The 21,379-nt window shown below is 56.6% G+C and carries 22 protein-coding genes; 2 read left to right on the top strand and 20 right to left on the bottom strand.

All coding sequences use genetic code 11. The features are described 5' to 3' along the window. On the bottom strand, nucleotides 1-155 hold a 155-nt coding region (locus QP868_RS04750), incomplete at its 3' end, for a thiamine-binding protein (RefSeq protein ID WP_284925467.1). Further along, a complete protein-coding gene (locus QP868_RS04745) occupies nucleotides 155-1,333 on the bottom strand; it encodes an acetyl-CoA C-acetyltransferase (protein ID WP_284925465.1) in 1,179 nt (392 codons plus the stop codon). The genes QP868_RS04750 and QP868_RS04745, both read right to left, overlap by 1 nt. Before the next feature lie 189 nt (nucleotides 1,334-1,522). Between QP868_RS04745 and QP868_RS04740 the strand changes: the two genes are divergently transcribed. After that, on the top strand, nucleotides 1,523-3,091 hold the full coding sequence (locus QP868_RS04740) for a coiled-coil domain-containing protein (RefSeq protein ID WP_284925464.1): 1,569 nt from the start codon (nucleotides 1,523-1,525) through the stop codon (nucleotides 3,089-3,091). 389 nt (nucleotides 3,092-3,480) lie between these two features. Then, nucleotides 3,481-4,176, top strand: coding sequence for an endonuclease NucS (gene nucS, locus QP868_RS04735; protein ID WP_284925463.1), 696 nt, complete (start codon nucleotides 3,481-3,483; stop codon nucleotides 4,174-4,176). A 50-nt stretch (nucleotides 4,177-4,226) separates the two neighbouring features. On the opposite strand, the gene murA is transcribed toward nucS, so the two are convergent. The 18 genes from murA to thrC all read right to left on the bottom strand — a co-directional run bounded on the left by murA (nucleotide 4,227) and on the right by thrC (nucleotide 21,378). Continuing rightward, nucleotides 4,227-5,504, bottom strand: a complete 1,278-nt coding sequence (gene murA, locus QP868_RS04730; protein WP_284925462.1) for a UDP-N-acetylglucosamine 1-carboxyvinyltransferase — start codon at nucleotides 5,502-5,504, stop codon at nucleotides 4,227-4,229. Then, nucleotides 5,504-5,971 carry a DUF2550 domain-containing protein gene (locus QP868_RS04725; RefSeq protein ID WP_284925461.1) on the bottom strand — a complete coding sequence of 156 codons (468 nt, stop codon included), beginning with the start codon at nucleotides 5,969-5,971 and terminating at the stop codon, nucleotides 5,504-5,506. Before QP868_RS04725 ends, murA begins: the two co-directional genes overlap by 1 nt. A 21-nt stretch (nucleotides 5,972-5,992) precedes the next feature. Next, complete coding sequence (locus tag QP868_RS04720; protein ID WP_005882182.1) at nucleotides 5,993-6,250, bottom strand: F0F1 ATP synthase subunit epsilon; 258 nt, start codon at nucleotides 6,248-6,250, stop codon at nucleotides 5,993-5,995. Nucleotides 6,251-6,253: 3 nt separating this feature from the next. Further along, on the bottom strand, nucleotides 6,254-7,705 hold the full coding sequence (atpD, locus tag QP868_RS04715) for a F0F1 ATP synthase subunit beta (RefSeq protein ID WP_284925460.1): 1,452 nt from the start codon (nucleotides 7,703-7,705) through the stop codon (nucleotides 6,254-6,256). A gap of 28 nt (nucleotides 7,706-7,733) precedes the next feature. After that, a complete protein-coding gene (locus QP868_RS04710; protein WP_284925459.1) occupies nucleotides 7,734-8,669 on the bottom strand; it encodes a F0F1 ATP synthase subunit gamma in 936 nt (311 codons plus the stop codon). Between the two features lie 31 nt (nucleotides 8,670-8,700). Continuing rightward, nucleotides 8,701-10,335 (bottom strand): F0F1 ATP synthase subunit alpha, encoded by a 1,635-nt coding sequence (atpA, locus tag QP868_RS04705; protein WP_284925458.1) that lies wholly within the window; start codon nucleotides 10,333-10,335, stop codon nucleotides 8,701-8,703. A 76-nt stretch (nucleotides 10,336-10,411) separates the two neighbouring features. Next, the gene (locus tag QP868_RS04700) at nucleotides 10,412-11,218 is read right to left on the bottom strand and encodes a F0F1 ATP synthase subunit delta (protein ID WP_284925457.1); all 807 of its coding nucleotides are present in this window, start codon (nucleotides 11,216-11,218) and stop codon (nucleotides 10,412-10,414) included. Further along, a complete protein-coding gene (locus QP868_RS04695; RefSeq protein ID WP_005882172.1) occupies nucleotides 11,218-11,772 on the bottom strand; it encodes a F0F1 ATP synthase subunit B in 555 nt (184 codons plus the stop codon). Before QP868_RS04695 ends, QP868_RS04700 begins: the two co-directional genes overlap by 1 nt. Nucleotides 11,773-11,793: 21 nt before the next feature. Beyond that, nucleotides 11,794-12,027 carry an ATP synthase F0 subunit C gene (gene atpE, locus QP868_RS04690; protein ID WP_005882170.1) on the bottom strand — a complete coding sequence of 78 codons (234 nt, stop codon included), beginning with the start codon at nucleotides 12,025-12,027 and terminating at the stop codon, nucleotides 11,794-11,796. An 88-nt stretch (nucleotides 12,028-12,115) separates the two neighbouring features. After that, nucleotides 12,116-12,919 (bottom strand): F0F1 ATP synthase subunit A, encoded by an 804-nt coding sequence (gene atpB, locus QP868_RS04685; RefSeq protein WP_050775305.1) that lies wholly within the window; start codon nucleotides 12,917-12,919, stop codon nucleotides 12,116-12,118. A gap of 215 nt (nucleotides 12,920-13,134) precedes the next feature. Continuing rightward, nucleotides 13,135-13,569 (bottom strand): Cg1360 family ATP-synthase-associated protein, encoded by a 435-nt coding sequence (locus QP868_RS04680; RefSeq protein WP_284925456.1) that lies wholly within the window; start codon nucleotides 13,567-13,569, stop codon nucleotides 13,135-13,137. After that, on the bottom strand, nucleotides 13,566-14,675 hold the full coding sequence (locus QP868_RS04675) for an MraY family glycosyltransferase (protein WP_284925455.1): 1,110 nt from the start codon (nucleotides 14,673-14,675) through the stop codon (nucleotides 13,566-13,568). The genes QP868_RS04680 and QP868_RS04675 overlap by 4 nt, the downstream gene beginning before the upstream one ends. A gap of 3 nt (nucleotides 14,676-14,678) precedes the next feature. Then, complete coding sequence (locus QP868_RS04670) at nucleotides 14,679-15,341, bottom strand: L-threonylcarbamoyladenylate synthase (RefSeq protein ID WP_284925454.1); 663 nt, start codon at nucleotides 15,339-15,341, stop codon at nucleotides 14,679-14,681. Then, nucleotides 15,319-16,242, bottom strand: a complete 924-nt coding sequence (gene prmC, locus QP868_RS04665; protein ID WP_284925453.1) for a peptide chain release factor N(5)-glutamine methyltransferase — start codon at nucleotides 16,240-16,242, stop codon at nucleotides 15,319-15,321. The genes QP868_RS04670 and prmC overlap by 23 nt, the downstream gene beginning before the upstream one ends. Beyond that, the gene (gene prfA / locus QP868_RS04660) at nucleotides 16,214-17,293 is read right to left on the bottom strand and encodes a peptide chain release factor 1 (protein ID WP_005882159.1); all 1,080 of its coding nucleotides are present in this window, start codon (nucleotides 17,291-17,293) and stop codon (nucleotides 16,214-16,216) included. Before prfA ends, prmC begins: the two co-directional genes overlap by 29 nt. Continuing rightward, the gene (gene rho, locus QP868_RS04655; protein WP_473964626.1) at nucleotides 17,293-19,167 is read right to left on the bottom strand and encodes a transcription termination factor Rho; all 1,875 of its coding nucleotides are present in this window, start codon (nucleotides 19,165-19,167) and stop codon (nucleotides 17,293-17,295) included. Before rho ends, prfA begins: the two co-directional genes overlap by 1 nt. Before the next feature lie 212 nt (nucleotides 19,168-19,379). Further along, entirely contained in the window at nucleotides 19,380-20,303 is a 924-nt protein-coding gene (gene thrB / locus QP868_RS04650; protein ID WP_284925451.1) for a homoserine kinase, read from the bottom strand. A gap of 1 nt (nucleotide 20,304) precedes the next feature. Then, the gene (gene thrC, locus QP868_RS04645; protein WP_284925450.1) at nucleotides 20,305-21,378 is read right to left on the bottom strand and encodes a threonine synthase; all 1,074 of its coding nucleotides are present in this window, start codon (nucleotides 21,376-21,378) and stop codon (nucleotides 20,305-20,307) included. Nucleotide 21,379 lies beyond the last annotated feature (1 nt).

Genomic DNA, 21,379 nt, shown 5'->3' with positions numbered 1-21,379 from the left:
CACTCACCTTCAATCGTGGTGAACATGGCATCCGTGCGGTGCGGAAGCCCAGACGCCCGCACAACCTTCACGGCCTCAGCAACAGCGTCGTGGACTCCCCCGTCACCGTCCGGGTCGGGACCCCCGGACGGCGCAACAGAAAACGCAACCAGCATTACTCGCCAACCTTCACGATCAGCGCGTCACCCTGACCGCCACCACCGCACAGGGCAGCGACACCCAGGCCACCACCTCGGCGCTGGAGTTCCAAAGCCAAGGTCAGAACAATACGCGCACCTGAAGCCCCGATTGGGTGACCCAGCGAAACCGCACCACCGTTGACGTTGACCTTCGAGTCATCGATGCCCAGGTCCTTCATGCTGGCCAGGGAAACAGCGGCGAACGCTTCGTTGATTTCGTACAAGTCGAATGAGTCAGCTGCCACGCCTTCACGCTCAGCAGCCGCCTTAATGGCCTGGGAAGGCTGGTGCTGCAAGGTCGAGTCAGGGCCGGCCGTCCATGCGTGGGAACGGATCTCAGCCAGGATCGGCAGCCCAGCTTCCAACGCCTTGTCCTTGTTCATGACGACAACCGCTGCCGCACCGTCAGAGATCTGCGACGCATTTCCAGCGGTGATGGCTCCGTCCTTGCGGAAGGCCGGGCGCAGTTTCGACAGGGACTCCGCAGTCGAGTCGCCACGTACACCTTCATCCGAATCAACAACCGTGTCACCCTTACGGCTGGAAATGGTGATGGGCGCGATTTCCTCAGCGAGCTTGTCCTTGGCAGCTGCTGCACGCTGGTGTGACTGGGCCGCAAAAGCGTCCTGCTCCTCACGGCTAAATTCCGTGTCACCTTCGTTAGCCGATTCGGTCAGTCCACCCATCGCTTGATCGGTGAAAGCGTCCCACAGGCCGTCGTAGTCCATGTGGTCGCGAACGGTCACATTGCCGTACTTGTAGCCGGCACGGGACTTTTCAAGCATGTGAGGTGCGTTCGTCATCGACTCCTGACCACCTGCAACAACCACGTCATACTCGCCGGAACGCACCAACATAGCGGCGTGCGTGATGGTGTTAATTCCTGACAGGCACAACTTGTTCAGCGTCACTGCCGGCACGGTCATGGGAACTCCGGCCTTCGCAGCCGCCTGACGTGCAGCACCCTGGCCAACGCCCGCCTGCAGAACCTGGCCCATGAGAACGTACTCAACTTTTTCCGGCGCAACTCCAGCACGCTCAAGAGCAGCCTTGATCGCGTGCGCTCCCAAGTCAACTGAACTCAAAGACGCGAGTGATCCAGACATTTTGCCAAGTGGCGTGCGAGCACCGGCAACGATTACGGCTTCAGCCATTTTTCCTCCTCATACGACCGTGGTCTTTGTCACAAGGTTAGACCAGGTGACGGTCTAATCGCACGCCGGGCCCGAGGTGGTTGCCCCAAGCTACTGACGTCTACTGAGCCTGTCTGTCAGCTGGTATCCAGCAGAGAAGCATTAGAGTAGAAGGCAGCACCATTTACACGATTCAAAGGAGATTGAGACGTGACGCCTCCTGAAGAGTTCCGCACAGCCATGCGTGGCTTTGAAAAGAGCGAAGTTGAAGCGCGTATTCGCCAGTTAAAGAGCGAAATTGACTCTCTGCGCAAAGCCCTACAAGACGCTCGAAGTCAGGTGATTACCGCGGACCGAGCGAAGCTACAGATCGCCGGCGAACTCTCTGAGGTCAAGGAGCAACTCAAGAAAGCTACCGACGATCAGGCAGAGGCACAGTCAGCCCCGGGTAGCCGAATTGACCACCTGCTGAAGATCGCGGAGTCACAGGCGCGTGAAACTTTGGCACAGGCAACGGCTGACGCCGAAACTATCCGGAACAAAGCGCGCGCCGACGCTGCAAGCCAACGCGCACGCATGCACACGGAATCGAATGACACGCTTTCGAACGCGCGCTCTGAAGCCGACTCAATCATGCAAGCCGCAGAACTGCGCGCCACTGAAACTGTGGAGGCCGCTGAGAAACGCGCAGAGGAACTCAAACAGACCGCCCAGCGCGAAGCTGACACCATCCAAAGCGATGCGCAATCCGCAGCCAACGATCAGCGCGACTCCCTCAAGCACGAGATCGCCACTGGGCGCGCCGACGCTGAAAAAGAAGCAGCCAGCACACTGGACGCCGCCAAAAAAGAAGCCGACAAGCTGGTAGCTGAGGCACGTCAGTCAGCTGAAAAGCTTCTCAGTGAAGCGCGCACAGAAGCACAGACGGTTCGCGCAGAAGCGCAGAAGATGCACGACACTGCTAAGAAGTCCTCTGACGACCTCAAACTCGAGCTTGCTAACCTGCGCCAAAAGCACGAACAGGACCAAAAGGCCCAGTTCGAAAAGACTCAGGCCGACAGCAAGAAGACCATCGAAGAAGCACAAGCGCGCGCAAAGAAAGCCGACGACGACGCGCGTGCAGCTGCCGAACGTGCTGAAGCTACGCGTAAAGAAGCGATCGAAAAAGCCGACAAGATCATCGCCGACGGTCGTCAGCGCGCTCAGTCGCTTATCTCCGAGGCCCGCCAGACCGCTGAAGCCACGATTGAAGAGTCAGCAGCCGAAGCCAAGCGCAACGTATCTGCCGCGCAGTCTCAAGTGGACTTGCTCACCAAACAGCGCCGCACCATCACGGCTCAGCTCCAGCAACTGCAGTCAATGTTCGCAACCCCGGGCCTTTTCGACGGGCTTGACCTGACCGATGACAAGTCCGACAAAGTCAAGGCCGCTGCTGCTCCCACCGAAAAAATCGGTTCAGAAGAAGAACTTGAGGAACTACGCAAGAGCGTAAACGCCAACAAACCGGCGAACACCTCGGCAGACAAACCTGCTGACAAACCTGCGGGCAAGCCAACCACCACCTCGGACGCTGGCCAACCTTCAGAAAAACCGGCTGACAAGCAGGAAAGCAAACCTGCAGACACACCAGCAACCCAGCAGGACAACAAACCAAACCTCAAACTGGGCAACAGTTCCACTAACAAACAGGGAACCAAGCCGGGTGGCACCTCGGGGGCGGAAAAACCAAGCGCAACCACACCGCCGAACACACCGAACGCACCTAGCTCCAAGAAGTAGGTTCACAGCCGTAACCTGAGAGGTTCAGCGAAGTTCAGCGCAGCATCGCCGTCGCAATTAGCGGCGGCGATGTCGCGTATTGAAACACGACGTATGCCAGTGCCGGCGCGTTTCGACCCCCACGCCTACGCCAAACTCGTCATCGGTACGCCACGCGACCGTGTGAGCCAGAGAGGCTGGCAGGTCCTGCGAACACCCAGGGCACACATACACTTTCCCAGACGAATTCCCTTGCGTATGTTGGACGATCCACGTGCCATCCGGGCCAGTCTGCGTAGTCCGCACGGTGCTTGAAGCGGACAGTTCACGGAACGGCCGTTGCCACTTGTTACTGCGTCGAGAAGAGTTGCTACGTGGCATGGTGCAATTGTGTCACGTAAAGTGATTGCGTGCGATTAGTAATAGCGACGTGCAGTGTGAACTATGCAGGACGGCTCACAGCCCACCTGCCTATGGCCCAACGGCTCCTCATGCTGAAAGCCGACGGCTCAGTTCTGGTCCACTCCGACGGTGGCTCATACAAACCACTCAACTGGATGACTCCCCCAGCCACGCTCACCGTCGATCAACCCAACGACGAACAAGCCCAAGCTGGCATCACTGAAGTGTGGAACGTCAACCAGACCAAAACTGGCGACCGCTTAGAAATCGCGATTCAGACGATTCACCGCGACATCGAACATGACCTTGGCGAGGACCCAGGACTCCTCAAGGACGGCGTCGAAGCCCACCTGCAAGAACTCCTTGCTGAACACATCGAAACCCTAGGCGACGGTTACACCACAATACGTCGCGAATATCAGACACCCATTGGCCCCGTGGATATTCTGGCCCGCGACGAAAACGGAGCGTCCATCGCCGTGGAAATCAAACGCCGAGGTGGTGTCGACGGAGTCGAACAACTCACCCGCTACCTAGAACTTCTCAACCGAGACCCGCTCATTGCGCCCGTTAAAGGGGTATTTGCGGCTCAAGAAATCCGGCCCCAGGCACGCACCCTGGCAACCGACCGCGGAATCCGTTGTGTGACCCTCGACTACGACGCCCTTCGCGGAATGGACGACCCAGAAAGTCGCCTCTTCTAAGCGTGCGCGCGTCGCGCACGCGCGTAACTACGGATCAGCGCGCGAGTTAACTACAACTCGACGTCCTCGCGCTCAATGCGCTCAACCTTGGCACCCAAAGACCGCAACTTGTCCTCAAAGTACTCGTACCCGCGGTCAATATGGGAAACCCCAGAAACCTCGGTCACGCCGTCTGCGACCAACCCGGCCAACACTGCCCCGGCTCCGGCGCGAATGTCACTTGCTTCCACCTCGGCCCCGGACAGAGACTCAACCCCGTTGATCAGCGCGTGATTGCCGTCCAACTCAACCTGAGCGCCCAAACGTGCCAGCTCACGCACAAACCGCCACCGGGCCTCAAACAGGTTCTCAGTGAGCAACCCTTGGCCATCAGAAATCGCGTTCAGCGTGATTGCAAACGGCTGAAGGTCGGTGGGAAATCCTGGGAAAGGAAGAGTTGAGATTCGAACCGGCCGAGGTCGTTCCGGACCAATGACGTGAATGCCACTTTCGAGTTCGGTCACCTGGGCGCCAGCGGAACGAAGCTTGTCAAGGACGACGGGCAGAAGATCCCCGTTCACGCCATTGACCTGGATATCGCCCCCGGTGATCGCTGCTGCGAACGCCCACGTGCCCGCGACGATACGGTCGCCAACACACACGTGTCGAACAGGGTGAAGAGATTCAACACCCGTCACAGTCAACGTCGATGTCCCGATGCCTTCGATGTTCGCGCCCATAGCGACGAGCATCGAACAAATGTCAACGATTTCCGGTTCACGAGCAGCGTTATCGATTGTGGTCACACCGTTTGCCAAAGTGGCAGCCATAACCAAGTTTTCGGTTGCACCAACAGATGGGAATGCTAAGCGGATATCCGCGCCGTGAAGGCCTTGAGGAGCGCGCGCAATAAAATACCCGTGGTCCAAGCTCACCTGCGCACCCATAGCGCGTAGACCCGCTTCGTGGAGGTCGAGGCCACGTGAACCGATCGCGTCGCCTCCGGGTAGCGCTACATGTGCCTCATTGACCCGCCCCATGAGCGATCCAAGAACTGAAATAGATGCGCGCATGGCCCGGACAAGTTTGTAGTCTGCACGCACTTCAGGCGTTTCCGGCACGGTGATGGCCACGACACCCGCGTCCGAGTCATAATCGACGGAACAGCCCAGCGAGATGAGCAGCTTCACCATGATCTTGACGTCAAGAATCGCTGGCACGTTTTCAATAACAGACGTTCCAGGTGCTAAAAGCGTTGCGGCCATGAGCTTAAGAACGCTGTTCTTTGCACCACGTACATCTACTGATCCGCGTAATGTGCACGGACCATGAACACGCAAAACTTCCATTACGTAAACCGTCCCACAGAATGATTAGCCCCTGGTGGCGGAGATTCCAACCACGATGAAAACGCGGCCAGGGCCTCGGCGTCCATCGCCAACCGCACTTCGCCAGGACGGCTCGTGTACTGGCCGTACTGACACACAGCAACCTTTGCATCGGGCAGAAGCGCGTACTGTTCATCACCGCTCGGAGTCAATCGTTGCCCGATCGTCATATCAGTTCGGGGGTACTGCCTCACTGGACGCCAGCCCACGCCAAAGACCGGATACCAGTCCAGACTCGTGACGGTTAAAACAGCCAGCCCTAAACGCCAACGTGGGCGACGCGCAGATACGTCGCCCACGAGGATTGAGCAATCAAACGCGCCAGTCAAACGCGAAATCGCGCGACGGCGAGCAAGAATCAATGCCACCGTGACAACAGCCAGCCCTACCAACGAGAGCAGAATGATTAGCAGGGTTGATGGGTTCACGGTGCCATTCTAAGTGATCGCTTAGACAAGCTGTGCCTGGTCAGCCACGACGTGCACTACGTCGTCAGCCACTGACAGGAAGCCTCCATCAGCCGAAACATTGATCGTCTCACCCGATGTCGGAGTGATGCGGACATTCCCGCCGGCCACGATTGCCAACACTGGTTCGTGACCGGTGAGAATTCCGATTTCACCTTCCACAGTCCGCGCAACCACACGTTCGGCTTCGCCTGACCACACGGAGCGGTCGGCGGCCACAACGGTGACGTTGAGACTCATGGATTAGTTCTCCTTCTGGAGTGCATCGTAGTTGCGGAGCACATCCTCGATTGGACCAACGTTGAAGAAGGCCTGTTCTGGAATGTGGTCGAACTCTCCGTCGCAAATACCCTTGAAGCCTTCGATGGTGTCCTTGATTGGGACGGTCGAACCTTCAACACCGGTGAACTGCAGAGCGGTGTAGGTGTTCTGTGACAGGAACTGTTCGATACGACGAGCACGGTGAACCGTGAGCTTGTCTTCTTCAGACAGTTCGTCCACACCCAGAATCGCAATGATGTCCTGCAGTTCCTTGTTCTTCTGCAGAATCTGCTTCACGCGCACAGCAGTGTCGTAGTGGTCCTGTCCCACATACAGCGGGTCAAGAATACGCGACGATGACGCCAACGGGTCAACAGCCGGGTAGAGACCACGCGAAGCAATGTCACGTGAAAGCTCAGTTGTTGCATCCAAGTGCGCGAACGTGGTTGCAGGAGCGGGGTCGGTGTAGTCGTCAGCTGGCACGTAAATTGCCTGCATCGACGTAATCGAGTGACCGCGGGTAGAGGTAATGCGTTCCTGCAGCACACCCATTTCGTCAGCCAGCGTTGGCTGGTAACCAACCGCCGAAGGCATACGACCCAGAAGGGTTGACACCTCGGAACCTGCCTGGGTGAAACGGAAGATGTTGTCGATAAACAGAAGCACGTCCTGGTTCTGAACGTCACGGAAGTATTCCGCCATGGTCAGACCGGTCAGTGCAATACGCAGACGCGTGCCCGGTGGTTCGTCCATCTGACCGAACACAAGTGCGGTCTTGTCGAGAACTCCAGATTCGTCCATTTCGTGGATCAAGTCGTTACCTTCACGGGTACGCTCACCCACACCCGCGAACACGGACACACCACCGTGGTCCTGAGCAACACGGGTAATCATTTCCTGGATCAAAACGGTCTTACCGACACCAGCACCACCGAACAGACCAATCTTTCCACCCAAAACGTATGGGGTGAGAAGGTCAATCACCTTGATACCGGTTTCGAACATCTGAGTCTTGGACTCAAGCTGGTCGAAGTTCGGAGCCGTGCGGTGAATTGGCCAGCGTTCGGTGATTTCGTACGGTTCGTCAATCATGGAGTCGTTGAGGACGTCACCGGTAACGTTGAAAACCTTACCCTTGGTCACGTCACCAACTGGCACCGAAATCGGTGCACCAGTGTCAACAACTTCCTGTCCGCGAACCAGACCGTCGGTTGGCTGCATCGAAACCGCACGAACGATTCCGTTACCCAACTGCAGTTCAACTTCGAAAGTGATCTTACGGGTACCTTCGGACAGCTCAACCGTGGTGGTCAGTGCGTTATAAATAGCGGGAACAGCATCGAGTGGGAACTCAATGTCGACCACAGGGCCAATGACACGTGAGATCCGACCGACGGTCCCTTGGACCTGTGGTGTATCCGTAGCTGTGCTCATTTTTTCTTTCTCTTCTGCTCTCTATCCGTCAGTCGTTGCCGCCGGCACCGGCAAGTGCGTCTGCACCACCAACGATTTCTGAAATTTCCTGCGTGATTTCTGCCTGACGCGCCGAGTTTGCAAGGCGCGTGTAGGTACGAATCAAATCGTCGGCATTGTCAGTAGCGGTCTTCATTGCCTGCTGACGTGCCGCCTGTTCACTAGCGGATGCGTTCAACAACGCCGCGAGAATACGCGACTCGATGTACTTAGGAAGAAGCGCGTCAAGAACGGCTTCCTCGCTCGGTTCGAACTCATACAGCGGGTACACCACGTCTTTAGTCGAAGCTACATTCGCAGGAGCATCGACCGGAACCTCATCGGCTTCGATCACTTCCAGCGGAATAAGACGACGATATTCAGGTGTTTGAGTCACGCTGTTGACGAACCGTGTGTAAACCAAGAAGATTTCGTCAATGCCACCAGCCTCGTAGTCGGTGTGGAAGGAAGACACCAGCGTGTCTCCGATCTCCTTCGCGGCTTCGACTGTTGGACTTTCCGAAATTCCGGTCCATGCACGTTGAATCGCGCGTTCACGGAACGTGTAATAAGTTTCGGGCTTCCGGCCAACCACGTACAGGTCAACCTCTTTGCCGTCATCCTTCAGCATCGTGATGAGCTCTTCGGCTTCACGAATAACATTCGAAGAATATGCTCCGGCAAAACCGCGGTCCGGACCCATCACCACAACAGCTGCGCGGCGAATGGTCTCCGGTTCCGTTGTCAGTGTGTGTTCAACGTCTGCATACGTTGCCACAGCGGACACTGCTCGAGTGATGGCGTTAGCATATGGGCTCGCCGCCTTCACTCGACCAATGGCCTTCTGAATCCGGGAAGCCGCAATAAGCTCCATGGCCTTGAAGATCTTCCTCAAGGACTTGGTGGAGTTGATCTTCGCTTTGAAGACCCTCTGCTGGGCTCCCATCAGTACTTCCTTTCGTTACCAGCGGTCAGTCTCAGCGCTTAGCCTTGACGATCTGTTCCTGCGAGACTTCGTCGGCCTCGGCAGATTCGAAGGATTCAGTACCGACGTGGACGCCGTCTTCGCTGGTCTGGAAGCCAGCCTTGAAGTCCTTGATTGCAGCCTCGAGCTGCTCCAGGATGTCGCCCTTAAGCTTGTCGTTCAGACCCGCGATTGTTTCTAGAATGTCTGTCTTACGTTCGAGGTATGAGTGGAACTCAGATTCGAATCGAAGAACATCGCTCACTGGGATTTCATCGAGGTAGCCCTCAGAACCAGCCCAGATCGAGACCGTCTGCTTTTCAGCGCTCATTGGTTCGAACTGTCCCTGCTTGAGAAGTTCGGTGAGGCGTGCACCACGGTCAAGCTGACGCTTGGTTGCAGCGTCAAGGTCTGATGCGAACATGGCGAATGCTTCGAGTGAGCGGTACTGAGCCAAAGAAATCTTCAGAGTACCGGAAACACCGCGAAGTGGCTTGGTCTGTGCGGAACCACCCACACGCGAAACAGAAATACCTACGTCAACAGCTGGACGCTGGTTCGCGTTGAACAAGTCTGACTGGAGGAAGATCTGTCCGTCGGTAATCGAAATGACGTTGGTAGGAATGAACGCACCCACGTCGTTTGCCTTGGTCTCGATGATAGGAAGACCGGTCATCGAACCTCCGCCGAGCTCATCGGAAAGCTTGGCGCAACGTTCGAGAAGACGTGAGTGGAGGTAGAACACGTCACCTGGGTATGCTTCACGGCCCGGAGGACGGCGCAGAAGCAACGAGATCGCACGGTAGGCTTCAGCCTGCTTCGACAGATCGTCAAACACGATGAGAACGTGCTTGCCCTGGTACATCCAGTGCTGTCCGATTGCAGATCCTGCGTATGGAGCCAGGTACTTGAACCCTGCAGGGTCGGAAGCAGGTGACGAAACGATCGTGGTGTATTCGAGCGCACCGTTCTCTTCAAGTGAACGACGCACCGAAGCGATGGTCGAACCCTTCTGACCACAAGCGACGTAGATACAGCGAACCTGCTTCTTAGGGTCGCCGGATTCCCAGTTAGCACGCTGGTTAATGATGGTGTCCAAAGCAAGGGCAGTCTTACCGGTCTTACGGTCACCAATAATGAGCTGACGCTGACCACGTCCGATTGGGATCATGGCGTCGATTGCTTTCAGACCGGTCTGAAGAGGCTCTTTAACCTCTTTACGGTCCATAACACCAGCAGCCTGGAGTTCAAGTTCACGGCGACCTTCGGACTCGATTTCGCCCAAACCGTCGACTGGGTTACCCAGGGGGTCAACGACACGCCCAAGGTATCCATCTCCAACGGGGATCGAAAGAACTTCACCTGTGCGGTAAACGTTCTGTTCTTCTGCAATACCTGCGAACTCACCGAGGATAACGACACCGATTTCGCGTTCGTCGAGGTTCTGGGCAAGTCCCAGAGTTCCATCTTCGAAGCGCAAGAGCTCGTTTGCCATGGTTCCAGGTAGCCCCGAAACCTGCGCAATGCCGTCACCGGCGGTGACAACCTTACCTACTTCTGTCTTGTCTGCACTGCCGGGGGTGTAGGACTCTACGAACTTCCCCAGTGCTTCCCGGATTTCGTCCGGGCGAATTGTCAGTTCCGCCATTGCGGTTTCCCTGCTTCCTTCACTTCCTATGCGACCCGTACGGACCGCGAGTCTTCAGTGCCCGTGTTTGGGCGAATCAGCTTGCCAACCGACGGCGAACGTCGGCAATACGATCAGCAATCGTTGAGCTCGTGACTTCGTCGCCCACTTGAACACGGACGCCACCTACCACGTTGGGATCAATGTGAACGTTGAGAACAAGTTCACGCCCGTAGCTAGCGGACAGTGCACGCGCCAAACGCTCTTCCTGCTCCTGTGTCAGAGGGTGCGCAACGGTCACGTCAGCAACTGCGCGCTGCTGACGGAAGGCCAGCACCTGGGAGAAGTTTTCGAGCGTTTCGCTCACTCTCTTACCGCGAGGGTGGCTCACAGCGTAGTGAATGAGAGTGAGAGTGTATTCCGACACCCGTGAAGCCAGAAGCGACGAGACCAGTTCGCGCTTCGCCGTTGCGGGTGCAGGGGATTCGAAGGCTCCATCAAGTTCGTGGTCTGAGACGAGCAGGCGAGTAAAGCGGAAGAGCTCCTCCTCTACCTGTCCCAAAGTGCCTTCGGCCTGGGCGGCAGCAGCGATAGCTGTGACACCAGCTGTTTCAACGGCAGTGACGAAGTCCTGAGCACGAGCAAAGCGACGATTCGCTGCCCGCACTACAATCTGCAACGCCACGTCATCTACGTGTGTTCCAAAGACTGCGTTAAGCGTTGACTGTTTGGTTTCTGGAGCGACCGCCACGTCGACAAGCGTTTTACGCAAGTTAACGTTTTCGGCGAGCACGCCCGAGATGCCCAACAGGCCGTCACCGATAACCTTTGGGCTAGCGGTGTTGAGAGTGCTATTCACATCCTCGAGAACGAGGGCCAGTGAGTTCCTGCTCGACTGCAGCATCACGATTCCTTGACGGTCTGTGCCGGTGTCTGGTTCTCCAGGTCGGCAATAAAGCGGTCAACAACAGACGCGGAACGAGCGTCGTCCTGAAGCGATTCACCTACGATGCGCGATGCGAGATCGGTTGCAAGTGAACCAACTTCTGTACGCAACGAGTTCATCGCTTGCTGGCGCTCGGCTTCGATCTGAGCCTTAGCGGCGCTGATAATCCGGTCGGCCTCTTCAGTGGCGCGCTGTTTGGTCTCAGCCAAAATCTGCGCACCTTCTTCTTGAGCTTCGGCACGCAATCGAGCTGCTTCAGCGCGACCGTCTGCGAGCTGCTTCTGGTATTCGGCCAAAGCGGCATCTGCTTCCGCCTGGACCTTCTCAGCCTTTTCAATTCCGCCCTGGATGCGTTCTGCACGTTCGTCAAGAGTCTTCTTGAACTTGGGCAGAATCACCTTCCAGAAAACGACGAGGATGATGATGAAGCAGACCGCCGACCAGACAATGTCATATAGGGCAGGAACAAGAGGATTGTTGCCTCCTGCTGCCAGAACGTTAATCGGGGTCAAGAGTATTCACTCGCTTCCGGATTAGGCACCGAAGATGAAGTATGCTGCAATTCCCAAGAATGCAAGGAGCTCGACGAATGCAATACCCAGGAACATGGTGGTTTGCAGACGGCCGGCTACTTCTGGCTGGCGCGCAGTACCTTCAACGGTCTTACCCACAAGAATACCGATACCAATACCTGGACCGATAGCGGACAGACCGTAACCGACGGTTGCGATGTTGCCGGTGACTTCAGCAAGAATGGAGGTGTCCACGTGCAATATTTCCTTCCGATGTTTTGAGCCAGTCGTTTAACTGGCCTTTTCCTTGTCTTTTTGTGACAGGTCTAATGGGTGCGAACTATCAGTGATCGTGGGACACGCTCAGCTGAATGTACGCGGCGGTTAGCAGAGCAAAGACATATGCCTGAAGAACTGCTACCAAAATCTCAAAGAGGGTAAAGGCGAATCCTCCTACCAGTGTGAGGCCACCAATACCGAACAGGGCGGCCGAACCACTGGTGAAGAAGAAGTGTGTGGCTGCGAAACACAGAACGAGCAGAAGGTGACCAACGATCATGTTGAAGGTCAGACGCAGTGTGAGCGAAACCGGACGTGCAATAAAGGTCGAAACGATTTCGATAGGCGTCACGATGATGTACATCAGCGGGGGAACACCGGCAGGGAATAGCTGGCTCTTGAGGTAGCGCGCACCTCCCTGAGCTTTAATTCCGGCTCCGATCATGAACACGTAGGTCACGAGAGCCATAACGAGCGGCATTCCAATGTTGGAGTTGGGCGAGATGTTCAAGAACGGGATGATACCCGTGATGTTCATTGCGAAGACCGTCAGGAAGATGGTTGCAATGAGAGGAAAGAAACGTTCACCGTCCTTCTTACCCAACATGTCGTGTGCGATGCCGGTGCGACAAAAATCGAGCACCATTTCGGCAATCGACTGAGCACGAGTAGGAACAAGGCGTCCACCGCGGAGCATGAGCCAGAACGCAAGCAACAGAACAACGGTGACACCCAGGCGAATGAGCATGATGCGGTTGAGCTCAAACGGAGTACCTGCGAAGAGAATTGCTGGTGGGTTGAATTCTTCAAGACCCGGTGCGTGGAATTCCGCTCCCCCGCCTGCGGCAAGGAGCACTGTCGTCGACAAAGCGGAGGGAGTAAACAGGGCAAACTCCTGACAGCTCGGGGCTTACACGCGCGCACGCGTGAAGCCAGTATGGATTGTCTATCTGTGCCGGTGCACTTACTGTGCGACACGTGAAATATTTGAGACCCAGGTCGCTTTCACGACTTTTACACAGGTTCCTCGAATGATTCCTAAAACACTTTATCAACTGTGGAGACCCGAACAAAACTCCGGGGCTACAGTTTGTCCTGGTTTTTTCCTTCTGATGCATGTGTATACGGGATTCTGGCCTTACGCACCGCAACAACATCAATAGACAGTGAGACAACTGCTCCCACTACGAGAGTCAGAAAGAGGGTAAGGCGGTCGTAGAATCCCTTGTCACCCAGCAGTGCGATGACACCTAAGAACCCGGCAATCTTGATGAGAAAGCCACCAAGCACGCCTGCAGCCATCACGGTTGGGTCCATGTCAGCCGTGAACAGTAGGACTAGCGCGGTGATTGAGAAGAACACGAAAGACACTGCTGCACCGATGAGCGCGGAGTACAGCCCCGGCATTCCGACCGCCACATAGCCAATCACGCCTGCGACCGCCGCTAACGCAACTGAAGCGATCAACCCCCACACAATGATGCGAAGCATCAGATTGCGAATGGGCGTACTTTTCATGTCAGTTCCTTTCGAGCAGACAAACGCGAATACAGCGGGTAGAACGTCAAGATCAGTGTCACTGCTACAGCAACTGCGAGCACCGACAAAACAATCGATGTTTGGAACTTCAAGAGCGAAACAGTGCCAAACGCAAATATGGCTGTCCACATATACAGCAGGAGGACCGCACGTGCGTGTGAGTGTCCCAGGGCAAGCATGCGGTGGTGCAGATGCTTAGCGTCAGCAGAAAATGGAGATTTGCCAGCTGCCATGCGACGTACAACAGCGAGCATCAAATCGACCAGAGGTAGAACCATCACTGCAATCGGCAAAAGAATAGGCAAGTACGTTGACAGTACCCGTTCGGTAGACAACAGAGCAGGGTCAACCTGTCCAGTGACTCGAATGGTGCTTGCAGCTAACAAAAGCCCAATGAGCATTGACCCCGAGTCTCCCATGAAGATTCGGGCGGGGTTGAAGTTATGCGGAAGGAAACCCAGACATGCTCCTACCAAAAGCGATGTGATGAGCGAGGCAAGGTTCGCGTAACTAGTGGGAGAGGTATCGATAGCCAACTGGTACGTGTACACAAAGAAGGCAATGCCACCAATCGTGACGACACCCGCCGCCAGGCCATCGAGCCCATCGACAAAGTTCACCGCGTTGATCGTGACCAAAACAACCAGCACCGTCAGAATGAGGGACAGTCGCTGCGATCCAATGATCACGGTGTCAAAAGGAATCGACAAAAGCGCTACACCTTTAAGCGCCATGAAGCCAGCGGCAAGTGTTTGACCGGCAAGTTTAGCAACCCAGTTGATATCCCAGATGTCGTCAATCACGCCAAGCAAACACAGAATCGTGCCCGCTCCCAGAATTCCAATCACAGGGTCAGGTTGCTGAAATAAATCCTGTAAGAATGGGGTGTTGTACGCGCACACCACACCTGCGAGGACCCCACTGAACATCGCCACTCCCCCAAGCCTGGGGGTGGGAACCGAGTGGACGTCACGAGTACGAAGCGGAGAGTAAATCCGGCCACGTTCAGCTATTCGTCGGACCATGGGCGTCACCAAATACGCGACCACCGCCGCTACGACCATGACAAACAGATAGGCGCGCACGCGTTACGCCTCCGGCGCTAGCGGTTCCAGACCATCAACGACCTCGGCCAGCTCATCAAAGCTGATGGGGCCTTCCCGCAGGACGCGCGGGGTCGATCCGCTCATGTCGATAATTGTCGAAGACTGACCACCAGGCGCTTCGCCGCCATCGAGAAAGATATCGACGCGCTCTCCCAACATGTTTTGCGCTTGTTCGACATTCACGGCGGCAGGTTCACCAGAAAGGTTGGCACTTGAAACGGCCAGGGGGCCCACTTTAGACAAAAGAGCCAGCGTGTCTTCGTGATCGGGCATGCGCAACCCCACGGTTCCGTGGGTGTCACCTAAGTCCCAGTGCAGGCTCGGTTGAGCGTTGCAGATGATGGTCAACGGCCCTGGCCAAAAGCGTGCGGTGAGTTCCATAACGGTACTGTCGACCGCCTCGGCGAGCCCCATCACCGTTTCCGCGCGGGGCACCAGCACCGGCGGCGGCATATCGCGCCCGCGACCTTTTGCTTGCAGGAGTTTGGCAACGCCCTGGGGTGAAAAAGCGTCAGCTGCGATCCCGTAAACGGTGTCGGTGGGAATGACCAGGAGACCGTCGCCACGGACCACACGGGCGCACTCTTCCAATATGAGGTCCCGCACCTGTTCATTGGCAAGGTCAAATGTGCGAGACACGGTCATCCTCTCCTGAAAGTGCACGATATCCGCGGGTAAATCGGTCTCTGCCAGTGTAGTCGCCCACGGTCTCCACGTTTGTGAAACCCGCCCGATGAAATGCGTTTTCGACTGTTCGCGAATTGTATTCGGCGTGTTCACACATGAACAGTCCCCCGGGAGCTAGCAGTTTGGGGGCGTGAGCGATGATTCTTTGCGGAAGTTCGGAGCCGTCTTCTCCCCCGCCATACAGCGCAAGGTCCGGATCGCTGTCGACTTCTGGAGTGTGTTCGACTGTACGTGCTACGTAGGGTGGGTTGCAGGTGATGACCTGGGCCGAGGTCGCCCCCAGAAACTCTGTCGCGTCGCCTATGTGCAGGGTGACTTCACTTCCGTGGGCTTCGAATTTGGGCCTGTACCGGTCGATGTTGCGTTCGGTATAGCGGGCAGCGTCGGGGCTGAGTTCAACCGCGTGGACGTGTGTTCCGGGAACTTCTGTTGCAAGTGCTATTGCGATCGCTCCTGAACCTGTGCACAGGTCAATTGCTGTGTGGTTGTCCCCCGGAAAACCAGCTAAGTGCTCAATGGCATACGTGACCATGAGTTCGGTTTCGGGACGTGGAATGAACACGCCAGGCCCCACGTGCATTTCGAGGTATCGGAACGGTGCAACGCCAGTGATGTGTTGCAGTGGCACACGCTGAGCGCGGCTCTCACAGGCCCGGGCGTACTGCGCGCTCACATCACGGGGCACGTCAGTTCCGCGCAAAACGTGACATCCCAGTTCAGACACGGAAATGTCCCACGCCCACGCGAAGAGTGTCTTCGCGTCGGCTGTGGGACTTTCTATTCCTGCGCGGGCTAGCTGTTGCATAGCCTGACGCAACAATTGATCAGCGTTAGCCAATGTCGTCGAGTCGGGCCGCACGGTCCGCAGCTCGAGCGGACTCTACGACATCGTCGAGGCGCCCATCCAACACTTGGTCAAGGTTGTATGCCTTAAAACCAGTGCGGTGATCCACAATACGGTTTTCTGGGAAGTTGTATGTGCGGATCCGTTCTGAACGGTCGACCGTGCGTACCTGGGACCGGCGCATGTCGTTGGCTTCGGCTGCGGCTTCCTCGGCTTGCTTAGCCAGAATTCGAGCACGAAGCATACGCATGGCTGCTTCTTTGTTCTGTAGCTGCGACTTCTCGTTCTGACAGCTTGCGACGATTCCCGTGGGCAAGTGGGTAATGCGAACGGCAGAGTCGGTGGTGTTGACCGACTGACCTCCGGGCCCAGATGACCGGTACACGTCGATCTTGAGGTCGTTATCGTCGAGCTGAATTTCTTCCGGCTCGTCGACTTCTGGGAACACCAAAACTCCCGCCGCCGAGGTGTGAATACGCCCCTGCGATTCCGTCACCGGCACGCGTTGTACGCGGTGAACTCCACCTTCGAACTTGAGCCATCCGTAGACGCCGCCTTCACGCGATTTGATCGCAATAGTGATGTCTTTGTAGCCACCCAAGTTGGCTTCCGTGGAGTCAAGGACTTCAGTGGACCATCCTCGGTGGTCTGCCCACCGCTGGTACATGCGCACCAGGTCACCGGCGAACAGTGCGGATTCGTCGCCACCTTCACCCGCCTTGACCTCGATGATTGCATCGCGCGCGTCATCGGGGTCTTTAGGAATGAGGAGTTCACGAAGTTTGTCTTGCAGAACTTCAATGCGTTCTTCCAGGCTTTTTGCTTCTTCAGCAAAAGCGGGGTCTTCGCTGGCGAGCTCTTTAGCGTCCTCAACGTCGCTGAGGCACTGGTTGAGTTCGCGATAGGTTTTCGCGATTTGGTCCAGTTCGGAATACCGGCGGGTGAGCTTGCGGGCTAACCCGGCGTTCGCGTGTACGTCCGGGTTAGCAAGCTCAGCTTCGATCCGCTCGTGTTCGTCCAGAAGAGAACGAACGCTGGCTTCGACAGATGAAAGATCTGTGTCCATCAAGCGTCATCCGCCGCTGACTTTGGCAGAGGTGTCGTCTTTTGTACCTGGAGCAAGAACTCTGCGTTGGAACCGGTTTCCTTGAGCTTGGAAATGAGGAGTTCGATCGCCTGCTGTTGTTCGAGTCCTGCAAGAACTCGACGCAGACGCCACATCACCTTGGTCTCTTCTGGGCTCATGAGGTTGTCCTCACGACGTGTTCCAGAAGCGTTGACGTCGACAGCTGGGTAGATGCGCTTGTCGGCCAGTTGACGGCTCAAACGCAGTTCCATGTTTCCGGTTCCCTTGAACTCTTCGAAGATGACTTCGTCCATCTTGGATCCGGTTTCGACCAGCGCTGTAGCAAGAATGGTGAGCGAACCGCCACCTTCGATGTTGCGGGCTGCACCAAAGAACTTCTTTGGCGGGTACAGTGCGTTTGCGTCAACACCACCGGACAGAATGCGACCGGAAGCCGGTTGCGCCAAGTTGTATGCGCGACCCAGGCGGGTGATGTTGTCAAGCAACACAACAACGTCCATACCCATTTCCACCAAACGCTTGGCGCGTTCGATCGCAAGCTCCGAAATGGTGGTGTGGTCATCTGCTGGGCGGTCGAACGTCGACGCGATCACTTCACCTTGAACTGCTCGCTGCATGTCAGTGACTTCTTCGGGGCGTTCGTCTACCAACACAACCATGAGGTGAACGTCGGGGTTGTTGGTGTGGATCGCGTTGGCGATCTGCTGCATGATAGTGGTTTTACCAGCCTTGGGTGGTGCCACAATCAGACCACGTTGACCCTTACCAATTGGCGAGACCAGGTCGATGATGCGTGTAGAGATCTGCTTGGCTTCAGTTTCAAGACGCAGACGTTCCTGTGGGTACAGGGGTGTGAGCTTCGAGAACTCAACGCGACGCTTGGCATCTTCAACTGACAAGCCATTCACTGTGTCCAGCTTGACTAGGGCGTCAAACTTTTCGCGCTTGTTGGGGCGTTCCCCTTCACGCTGCTGACGGATGGCACCAGTCACGGCGTCACCCTTGCGCAGACCGTTGCGTTTGACCATATTCGCGGACACGTACACGTCGTTTGGCCCAGGAAGGTATCCCGAGGTGCGCAAGAATGCGTAGTTGTCGTGGACGTCCAAGATACCGCCCACAGGGATCAGCACATCGTCGGGACGCAAGTCTTGCTCGTCGTCACGACCTCGGCGTTTCCGGTCCCTTCCACGTCCGCGGTTGCGGTTTCCGCGGCGGCCGTGGTTGTCGTCGTCTCCACCGTGCTGGTTGTCGTTGTTGTCACGGTTGTTATCGCGACCACCGTCACGACCGTTGCCACCGTTGCGGTCGTTCTTGTCGTCATTCTTCTTGTCGCGGTTGTTGTCGCGACCGTTTCCGTCGCGACCGTTCTTATCGCGGTTGTTGTCACGACCATTGCCGCCATCGCGACCATTGCTACCGTCGCGGCGACCGTTCCGTGAACGACCGTTGTCGTCGTGGCTCTTCTGGTTGTCCTCGCCGCCTGCGTTGTTGTCTTTGCCCTGCGCATCGGCTGAAGCGTTGTTCGAGTCGTCCCGACGCTGACGCCTACGAGTGCGACCTTCACCCTGAGAAGCGTTCTCTTCGCGAGCGTCACCCGCGTGTTCAGGTGCCTTATTAGCTACGGGCTCTTGTGAAGTTTTTGGGGCAGAGTTTCCCGATTGCGCAGCCTGAATAGCGTCAATGAGCTCGCTTTTGCGCAAACGCCGGTACCCTTTTATTCCCAGTCCTGCCGCCATTTCCTGAAGTTGCGGAAGTCGTAGGGCGGTGAGGCTTCCCGAACGTACTGGTTCGGACTGTGTGGTTTCTGACACGAAGGTTCCTTCTCCCTCGTTTGGCTGGCACGAAGACATAAGGTGATTCGTCCAGCAACGGACTGCGCACCATGAGGTGCTTCTGTTAGAGAGTATCGATAAATGATACGAGAATGTTCCTTGACAAATCGGCTTAATATCCCGAGCGGAACGCTTTTCACCCTACCTAACTCAAGGCGAGAATGCCAATTCGTCTCGCGTGAGTGTCGCACATGCAGAACAACTCAAACGGCAAGCCTCCTCGTGCCAACTCAGTTGGGCGTCGATGTCACGACAACCCCAGAGTCGGCAATGGATGCTGCGATCATCCGGGACTCATCACCTGCCAGAACTTCCTCACATCGTGCAAGGAGATCCACCTCGGTCCCCAACACCGCAACCGTGGGGCCCGCACCTGATACCACGGCTGCGAGACCCTCATCACGCAAGGACTCAACGCGAGCCAAAGACTCAGGCATCGCGCTGCGCCTATATTCCTGGTGCAGGCGATCTACCGTGGCTTCAAACAGCAGTGACGGGTCATTTCCGATCGCGTGAACCAAAAGCCCCGCACACGCGGAGTTCGCGGCCGCATCTGCGTGGGGAACGACCTCGGGAAGCAGATCCCGCGCAACCTGCGTATCCAAACGCGTATCCGGCACGATCAGAACCGTGGTGATGGACGGGTGAACGGGCAGGGAGGCCGAAACCGGTTGGCCCTCGCTATCCACCCAGCTCACCGATACGCCACCAAAAAGAGCTGGTGCCGCATTATCTGGGTGTCCTTCAAAGTGGATCGCCCACCGCAGTTTGTCCTGCGCCGTAGGTTTGGGCAGGTCGAAGTGTTCAGAGATCACGTCCGCAATCGAAATTCCCGCCACCACGGAAGCGGCGGAGGATCCCATGCCGCGCGACTGGGGAATCGCGTTGACGCAGTCGAGTGTGAGCCTGTCCCCCACGTCGATTCCGCGGTCGCGCAGAATCGTGGTGGTGACGTGGTGAATGAGATGGTCCGAGGTGGTAGGCAGTTGCCCTTCCCCCTCACCTGAGACCGTCACACAGTTATTGAGGTCGACCGGTTCGTCGTGGAGAACAGCAGTGATGTTGTCACACAAGTCGAGTGCCAACCCAAAACTGTCATATCCGGGACCTAAATTGGCCGAGGTCGCGGGCGCGGATACTTCGATCGTGAGCACGCTATGCTTCCAAGCCCAGCGCGGAAGCTGCCGAGACAACGTCAGCAGATACCTTTACAGGTTCGATCGAGTCTCCACCAGCTGCCTTGAGTGCCCACTGTGGGTCTTTGAGCCCGTGCCCGGTGACTGTGCACACGATTGTGGACCCTGCCTGGATACGGCCGGCCTGGGCCATTTTGAGGAGACCGGCAATCGAGGCGGCCGATCCGGGTTCCACGAACACCCCTTCGGTCGAGCTGAGAACCCGGTGGGCTTCGAGGATCTGCTCGTCAGTCACGGAGTCGATGAGACCACCTGATTCGTCACGTGCAGCTTCGGCCTGCTTCCACGACGCAGGGTTCCCAATGCGGATCGCGGTTGCGATGGTTTCTGGGTTGTCTACCGGGTGACCTTCCACCAGAGGTGCTGCTCCGGCTGCTTGGAATCCCCACATGTGTGGCAGGGATTCGGTTTTTCCAGCCGCTTGGTATTCCTTATAACCCTTCCAGTACGCCGTGATGTTTCCTGCGTTTCCAACGGGAAGAATGTGCACATCTGGCGCTTGTCCTAGGGCGTCCACGATTTCGAATGACGCAGTTTTCTGTCCTTCGATGCGGTCCGGGTTCACCGAGTTCACGAGGTGCACGGGATACGCCTCAGACAGTTTTCGGCACAGGGTGAGGCAGTCGTCGAAGTTCCCGTCGACTTCCACCAGGGTTGCGCCGTGCGCAATTGCCTGGCTCATTTTTCCCATGGCGATCTTGCCTGCTGGCACCAAGACCGCGCAGGTGAGCCCAGCTTTGGTTGCGTAGGCAGCTGCGGACGCCGAGGTGTTCCCCGTTGACGCGCAAATGACCGCTTGCGCTCCTTGCGCGCGTGCCTTCGTAATTGCCATGGTCATGCCACGGTCTTTAAACGACCCCGTGGGGTTCATGCCTTCGAACTTCACATGCACGTTTGCACCTACGCGGTCCGAAAGGTGTTCGGCGAAAATAAGAGGGGTTCCGCCTTCGCCCAGACTGACCACAGGAGTATCTGCGTCAATGTCGAGGTATTCGCGGTACTCGTTGATGACTCCCCGCCACTGGTGTGCCATG

The sequence above is a fragment of the Brevibacterium sp. UMB1308A genome, assembly GCF_030230605.1.
Lineage (GTDB): Bacteria > Actinomycetota > Actinomycetes > Actinomycetales > Brevibacteriaceae > Brevibacterium.
This window is presented reverse-complemented; position numbering and strand designations above follow the sequence as displayed.

Bases quoted from the DNA above. Each gene is read 5' to 3' on its own strand.
- QP868_RS04745 (WP_284925465.1), bottom strand. From the start codon at position 1,333: ATGGCTGAAGCCGTAATCGTTGCCGGTGCTCGCACGCCACTTGGCAAA.
- murA (WP_284925462.1), bottom strand. From the start codon at position 5,504: ATGGAAGTTTTGCGTGTTCATGGTCCGTGCACATTACGCGGATCAGTA.
- QP868_RS04720 (WP_005882182.1), bottom strand. From the start codon at position 6,250: ATGAGTCTCAACGTCACCGTTGTGGCCGCCGACCGCTCCGTGTGGTCA.
- atpD (WP_284925460.1), bottom strand. From the start codon at position 7,705: ATGAGCACAGCTACGGATACACCACAGGTCCAAGGGACCGTCGGTCGG.
- QP868_RS04710 (WP_284925459.1), bottom strand. From the start codon at position 8,669: ATGGGAGCCCAGCAGAGGGTCTTCAAAGCGAAGATCAACTCCACCAAG.
- atpA (WP_284925458.1), bottom strand. From the start codon at position 10,335: ATGGCGGAACTGACAATTCGCCCGGACGAAATCCGGGAAGCACTGGGG.
- QP868_RS04700 (WP_284925457.1), bottom strand. From the start codon at position 11,218: ATGCTGCAGTCGAGCAGGAACTCACTGGCCCTCGTTCTCGAGGATGTG.
- QP868_RS04680 (WP_284925456.1), bottom strand. From the start codon at position 13,569: ATGAAAAGTACGCCCATTCGCAATCTGATGCTTCGCATCATTGTGTGG.
- QP868_RS04670 (WP_284925454.1), bottom strand. From the start codon at position 15,341: ATGACCGTGTCTCGCACATTTGACCTTGCCAATGAACAGGTGCGGGAC.
- prfA (WP_005882159.1), bottom strand. From the start codon at position 17,293: ATGGACACAGATCTTTCATCTGTCGAAGCCAGCGTTCGTTCTCTTCTG.
- rho (WP_473964626.1), bottom strand. From the start codon at position 19,167: ATGTCTTCGTGCCAGCCAAACGAGGGAGAAGGAACCTTCGTGTCAGAA.
- thrC (WP_284925450.1), bottom strand. From the start codon at position 21,378: ATGGCACACCAGTGGCGGGGAGTCATCAACGAGTACCGCGAATACCTC.